The organism is Brevundimonas sp. Bb-A (assembly GCF_009394735.1).
Classification (GTDB): Bacteria; Pseudomonadota; Alphaproteobacteria; order Caulobacterales; family Caulobacteraceae; genus Brevundimonas; species Brevundimonas aurantiaca.
Genome location: NZ_CP045456.1, coordinates 3275295 through 3281994, shown reverse-complemented (window position 1 = coordinate 3281994; position 6700 = coordinate 3275295). Strand labels below are relative to the sequence as shown.

The window sequence follows — 6700 nt, the reverse complement described above, 5'->3', positions numbered from 1 at the left end:
CGCTCCGCCACCCAATCCAAAAAGCCAATCCGATCGTCTGCACTTCAGGGCGATGGTTCAGGGACGACTTCTCCAGCCCCGAAAAGCGATGCTTTTCGGGCGGGGCCGAACTCCTGGACAGACATCTCCCGCCAACGCGAAACTATCGTCCCGCGCCGTCTTCATCCGTGTTGGGATGGAAGTGCGTTAGAGCCCAAAACTTACGCGGCGCGCCGGTCGGGTCAACGCTGATTCGTTGGTTGATTCGCAGTTAAATTGTTTGACTCCGTCAAACGCTAATCCTGCTTGGGAAATTCGTCCGACCGACACGCCGGACTCCGTATTCGTGCGTAAAGAGAGTTAACCGGGGAACGCAAAACGGCGAAGGAGCATCTGCTCCTTCGCCGTTGAAAACGCGAACAAATGGCATAACGGAACGACGACAGCCCTTCCGTATGCTGGAAAACCCTTAACGGGTCAGGCGGCCGAAAGCTTCTTCAGCTGGGCGGCCAGACGCGACACCTTGCGCGACCCGGTGTTCTTGTGAACGACGCCCTTGGAGACGGCGCGCATCAGTTCGGACTGGGCCTCGATGAAGGCGGCCTTGGCCACCGCAGCGTCGCCGCCGGCCAGGGCTTCCTGGAACTTGCGCAGATAGGTGCGGACGCGCGAACGGCGCGCCTTGTTCACTTCGGTCCGCGCTTCGATCTTGCGGATCGCCTTGCGGGCGCCGGGGTTGTTGGCCATGTCAAACCTTCGAACGGAAAACGCCGCGGAGCACACGTCCACGGCGCGGAAATCTCAAGAGGGCGGGCCTATAGCCGAAAGGCCGTAGGCGGTCAACGCAGAGTCTGATTTTACGGGCTTAAGGATAAACGCCCACTGGGGCGCTAAAGCTTGTTCAACCAAATGCAGGCCATTTTCCGATCAAATCGGAAACCGCATGCCCAGATCAACGCCTATCGCCGTCCTCCTGCTCGTCCTCGCCAGTCTTTTAGGGGCCGGTGACGCCGGCGCCAGCCAGACGAGAGGGCGGTCGCCGCTGGAATTGGCCCAGGCGGTCGAACGGCGCGCCGCCGCCGCCAGCTTTCAGGATCTGGAGCGTTTCGGTCAGGACGCCCTGAGCCGCAATGATCGTGAAGGCCTGCAACGGCTCTACCATGTCGTCTGGACCTTCATGAACCAGGGCGAGTTCAAGACGGCGCAGCTGTGGAACGACCGCCTGGCTGCGGCCGCGCGCCACCAGAGGGACGAGCGCTATGTCCGCATCGCCGATCTGAACCGGCTGGCGCTTCGCTATGACGGGGGCGACCGCGCCGCCGCCGCAGAGATGCGCGAACACGCCGCCATGGAGCCGGACTGGTTCGCCCGGACCCATGCGATCCGGCTGTGGGCCGTGGCGCTGATGGATCAGGATGAGATCGGCCAGGGGTTGAAGGCGCTGGCGGACGCCGACGCCCTGATCCCAGACGAGGCGCCCTATGCCCGGGCGGCGCGGGCCAGCCTGTGGGAAATGACCGGAATCGGCCTGATGCAGTTGAACGACATCGACGGGGCCACCGCCGCCTTCGGCCATTTTGAGATCGACCTCGCCAATCCCGACTATCCTCGTCCGGATTTCGACGCCATCTACAATCTGGCCTATCTGTCGGCGCAGTTGGGCGACATTGATCGGGCGAAAAGCCTTTACGAGATTCACCACCGTCTGACGGTTCGGTCCGGTCTGCCCAACTTGGCGGTCTACGACGCGGCCCTGTGCGCTCAGACGTTCGAAGCGGCGAATGATCCTGGCGGGGTGCTTCAGTGTCTGGCGCCGTTGGGTGAAAATCTCGGGCAGGCGTCCTTCCTCGCCTCGCAACTCTTGCCGTCGCGGGCCGTCGCGCGGGCCCAGACCGGCCAGATCGAGGCGGCGCGCCGTGACCTTGTCCAAATCCGTCGTCGCGCAGCTGAAGAATCACAGCGAGAGGCCGCGTCCGAGATCGACCATGTGGAGGCTGAAATCCTGTTCGCCGAAGGGCGGGCCTCGGAAGCCTTCGTCAAGCTTCGCCGCCACATGCAGGAAGATCGGGTCGCCGACGCCCGTCGTTTCAGCGACGGCATTCGTCAGGTCACGGGCGACATGCAGCAACAGCTGACCGAGCGCCGCGCCCAGCTGGAGACGGCGCGATCAAACACCCATTTGCAGGGCGTGTTGCTGGCCATCTCCGTCATCTTCGTCCTCTCCGCCCTCGCCGCCGTGCTGTGGATGGCCAGCCAGGCCAAGGATCTGAAGGTCGCGCGTCGTCGCGCCGAAGAGGCCAGTCGCGCCAAGTCCGAGTTCCTGGCCAATATGAGCCATGAGATCCGAACCCCCTTGAACGGCGTGGTGGCGATGGCCGACGCCCTGACCCGCGCCCGGCTGGCGCCGCGCGAGCGCGAGATGGTCGAGGTGATCCGAAGCTCGGGCGTGACGCTGGAGCGGCTGCTGTCCGACATCCTCGACTCGGCCAAGATCGAGGCCGGACAGATCGCCTTGGAGCGTTCGGTCTTCGACCTGGGCGAGGCGGTGCGCGGCGTTGCCGCCCTTTATCGACCCTCCGCAGACCAGAAGGGCGTCGCCCTGCGCCTTGAGGTCGGACCGGCGGCCGAAGGGCCGGTCGAGGGCGATCTGGTGCGTCTGCGTCAGGTCCTTTCGAACCTGATCTCAAACGCCTTGAAGTTCACGGAGACGGGTTCGGTCACGGTGACGGCGTCTGCGGTCGACGCCGAGCGGATGCGCTTCACCGTCAAGGACACCGGTTGCGGTTTCGACGAGGAGCAGAAAGCCCGTATCTTCGGCCGGTTTCAGCAGGCGGACGGCTCGATCACCCGCCGGTTTGGCGGCACCGGCCTGGGTCTGTCCATCTCGCGCGATCTGGTCGAGTTGATGGGCGGGGGGCTGGAGTGCCGCAGCCGTCCGGGCGAGGGGGCCGAGTTCTGGTTCGAACTGCCCCTGGCGCGCGTCAAGGCGTCGGCGTCAGCGCCTGCGGAGACGGCGAGGAGCGACGACTTCCCCTTCCCCGCGCGCGTTCTGCTGGCTGACGACCATCCGGCGAACCGCAAGGTCATCGAGATCATGCTGGCCGAGACGCCGGCCGAACTGGTCGTGGTCGAGGACGGGCGTCAGGCGCTGGAGGCCGTCCGGCGCGAGCCCTTCGACCTGGTGTTGATGGACATGCAGATGCCGGTGATGGACGGCCTGACCGCCACCGCCGCCATCCGCGCCCTGGAACGCCAGGACAACCGAAAACGCACCCCCATCATCATGCTGACGGCCAACGCCATGCCGGAACATGTGGAGGCGGGGCGGGCGGCGGGAGCCGACGGCCATCTGTCCAAGCCGATCACCTTCGCCGGCCTTATCGACGGTCTCTCGGCGGTCATGGGTTCGGCCGAACGGTCGCATGCGCCGGCCGCCGCCTGACGGTCAGCGGCGAAAGTCGGCGGGCTTCAGGCCGTGCCGCTGCAGCTTGTCATAGAGGGTCTTGCGCGGAATCCGCATCTCTTCCAGCACGGCGACGATGTCGCCCCGGTGGGTCTCCAGGGCGTCGCGCAGCAGTTCGCCCTCGAACCGGTGCAGACGGTCGGGCAGGCTGAGATCCGACGTCGCCTCGGCGCGACCGTCCTCCAGGCCCAGAACCACCCTTTCGGCGAAATGGGCCAGTTCGCGGATATTGCCGGGCCAGGCCTCCTCCAGCAGACGACGGCGCACCCCGTCGTCGACCTCCGGCGCATCCAGCCCCTGGCGGTCGGCCGCTCGGCGCAGGAAATGGGCGAACAGAAGCGGAATGTCCTCGCGCCGTTCGCGCAGCGGCGGCACGCGCAGCCGCACCACGTTCAGCCGATAGAAGAGGTCCTCGCGGAAGACGCCGCGCCGCGCCGCCTCGCCCAGGTCGATCTTGGCCGAGGCCAGGATGCGCAGGTCCAGCACTCGGGGCTCATTGGCGCCGATCGGGTGAATCTCGCGTTCTTCCAGCACCCGCAGCATCTTGACCTGGACCGCCAGCGGCATGCTCTCGACCTCGTCGAGGAACAGCGAGCCGTTGTGGGCCCGCTCCACATGGCCCACGCGCCGCCGCATGGCGCCGGCGAAGGCGCCCAGCTCATGGCCGAACAGCTCGCTCTCGATCAGCCCGTCGGGCAGGGCGCCGCAGTTGACGGCGACGAAGGGGCCGACGCGGCGGCGTCCGCCATTGTGCAGGGCGCGCGCCACGGCCTCCTTGCCGACGCCGGTCTCGCCCTCGATCAGCACGTCCATCTTCGCATCGGCGATCTGGGCGATGGTGGCGCGCAGCGCCGTGATGGCGGGAGAGGCGCCGGCGAGGGGCAGCTCATGGCCCCCATCGGCGGCCGCCAGGGCGGTCAGCCGCCGATTGTCCAGCACCAGGCTGCGCTTCTCCAGCGCCCGGTTCAGGCTGTCGCGCAGGCGTTCGAACGGAAAGGGCTTGGCGACGAAGTCATAGGCCCCGCTCTGCATAGCGGCGACCGCATCGGCGATGTCGCCGTGGCCGGTGATCATTATCACGGGAAGCGCAGGGTCCAGGGCCTGAATCCGCGCCAGCAACTGGCGGCCGTCCAGGCCCGGCATGCGCAGATCGGTCACGACCGCCCCGTCGAAATCGGCGGCGACGGCCTTCAGGGCCGGCTCGGCGGCGGCGAAGGCGCGCACCTCATAGCCCTCCAGCGTCATGCGCTCGACCAGGGCCTGGCGGAAATCGCCGTCGTCTTCAATCAGCATGACGGCGCGGGAGGCGGCGCTCTGCATCAGGCGGGCCTCAGGGCGGCGACGAAGGTCGCGCCCCTGTCGCTGGGCGCCAGGTCCAGCTCGCCGCCGAAGCTGGCGATGATGTCACGGCAGATGACGAGGCCCAGCCCCAGTCCGTTGGAGCGGGTGGTGACAAAGGGGGTGAACAGCTGTCGGGCCACTTCGGGCGCCAGCCCGGGGCCGTTGTCGGCGATGATCAGGCGCACCCGTTCGCCCCGGCGCTCGACCGTCAGGACCAACCGGGCGTCCGCCTGCCCTTCCATGGCCTCGGCGGCGTTCTTGATCAGATTGACGATCACCTGTTCCAGCCGGAACTGGTCAGCGTGGACCTTGATCTCGCCCGATCCGATCCGCTCCAGCCGAATCCCGCCTTCCTCCAATCGGCCGCGGGTCAGCTGCAGTCCGCCCTGGATGGCGTCTTCAAGCCGGATTTCATCGATGGTCGGGGCGGCCTTGCGCGAGAACAGGCGCAGGTCCTGAGTGATGGCGCCGATCCGGCGGGTCAGGTCGCCGATCCGCCGCAGGGCGTCCAGGACCTTGTCGGTCTCGCGCCGTTCCAGCAGGGTCACGGCCGTGTCGGCGTAGGTCCATATGGCGGCTACGGGCTGGTTGATCTCGTGGGCCACCCCGGCCACGATCTGGCCCAGGGCCGCCAGCTTGCTGGCCTGCACCAGTTCATCCCGCAACAGCTCCCGTGCGGCCTCGGCCCGGCGACGCTCTTCGATCTGGCGGTTGAGCGCCTGATTGGCTTCGTGCAGTTCGTGGGTCCGTTCGCGGATGCGACGTTCCAGCTCCAGCCGGCCCTCCTCTTCGGCGCGGGCGCGAAGGACAGCCAGCCGGCGACGGCGCAGCAGCACCCCCACGATGAGGGCCAGCAGGCTGACGGTAAGAACCGCCAGGCCGCGCGCGGTCGCCACGGCGGTTCCGACGGCGCCACGCTCGGGCGTCAGAAGATGCAGGGTCCACCCCGGCGTGGCCGTGTCCGTCTGGGCATGCATCCAGGTCTGGGGCCGCGCCTCGCCGACGGCGGCGCGCACCAGCCGGGGCCGATCGCCGGAGGGCGTCTGGAAGGGCAGGGGGGCCAGGGCGCCGGGACGCAGGGTCAGATCGGTCAGGCTGAGCCTTCGCCGTGCTTCGTCCATCGGACCGGTGGCGCGAAAGCGCCATTCCGGCACGCTGGCGACCAGGACCACGCCGCCAGGGTCGGCGACCCAGGCCGGCTCGCCCGAGCTCCGCCATTGCGCCTCCAGGGCGTCGAACTCCACCTTCAGCACCACCACGCCCAGGGGGCGGCCGTCGGCGGCGTCCAGCCGGCGCGACAGATAAAGGCCGGGGCGGCCGCTGCGTGTGCCCAGGGCGTAGAACTCGCCCTGACCGTCGCGCATGGCGTTGATGAAATAGGGCCGAAAATCATAACGGACGCCGACGAAACTCGTGGGGGCGCGCCAGTTGCTGGACGCCAGCGTCAGCCCCTGCGCGTCCAAAACATAGATGACGGCGGCGCGGGTCTGACCCGCCAGTCGCTCCAGCTTGCGATCGACCGCCTTGGCCGCCTGGTCGGCGGGCCGGGCGAGCAACGCCGCCACATCCGGGTCTTCGGCCAGGACGACGGGGATGGCGCGCTGTTTCTCCAGCTCGCTGCGTAGAACGGCCGCATGGAGGGCGGCGCCTGTCGTCGCCTGGCGCGCCAACTCCTGGGTCGCGTCGCGCCGCGCCGCCTCCCCCGCCAGGCCCGCGAAGACAAGGCCCGCCGTCAGCCAGCCCAGGCTGAGCAGGGTCCATGGCCGCCAAATGAAACTCGACGATCTTTCGATAAATTCTCGGACCGCAGAGAGGCTCATTCGCTATTGTGCGATATTTCGCACAATAGCGCGAGTCCGGCGTGCGACACGCCGCACGGCAAATGGCCCTGCGAGAGGCGCTTTCCGAAAATAACGT

Annotated in this window: 4 protein-coding genes; 1 reads left to right on the top strand and 3 read right to left on the bottom strand. The window is 67.5% G+C overall.

Annotated features, from left to right (window positions below):
* Positions 1–456: 456 nt before the first annotated feature.
* A complete protein-coding gene (gene rpsT, locus BSP_RS16145; RefSeq protein ID WP_054766717.1) occupies positions 457–726 on the bottom strand; it encodes a 30S ribosomal protein S20 in 270 nt (89 codons plus the stop codon).
* Between the two features lie 196 nt (positions 727–922).
* On the opposite strand from rpsT, the gene BSP_RS16140 reads away from it, so the two are divergent.
* Positions 923–3421, top strand: a complete 2499-nt coding sequence (locus tag BSP_RS16140; protein WP_054766716.1) for an ATP-binding protein — start codon at positions 923–925, stop codon at positions 3419–3421.
* Positions 3422–3424: 3 nt separating this feature from the next.
* Here BSP_RS16140 and BSP_RS16135 read toward each other — a convergent pair whose 3' ends face one another.
* Together BSP_RS16135 and BSP_RS16130 are read right to left on the bottom strand one after the other, a co-directional pair.
* On the bottom strand, positions 3425–4762 hold the full coding sequence (locus BSP_RS16135; RefSeq protein ID WP_054766715.1) for a sigma-54 dependent transcriptional regulator: 1338 nt from the start codon (positions 4760–4762) through the stop codon (positions 3425–3427).
* Positions 4762–6603, bottom strand: coding sequence for an ATP-binding protein (locus BSP_RS16130; protein ID WP_227975995.1), 1842 nt, complete (start codon positions 6601–6603; stop codon positions 4762–4764). The genes BSP_RS16135 and BSP_RS16130 overlap by 1 nt, the downstream gene beginning before the upstream one ends.
* Positions 6604–6700: the final 97 nt, after the last annotated feature.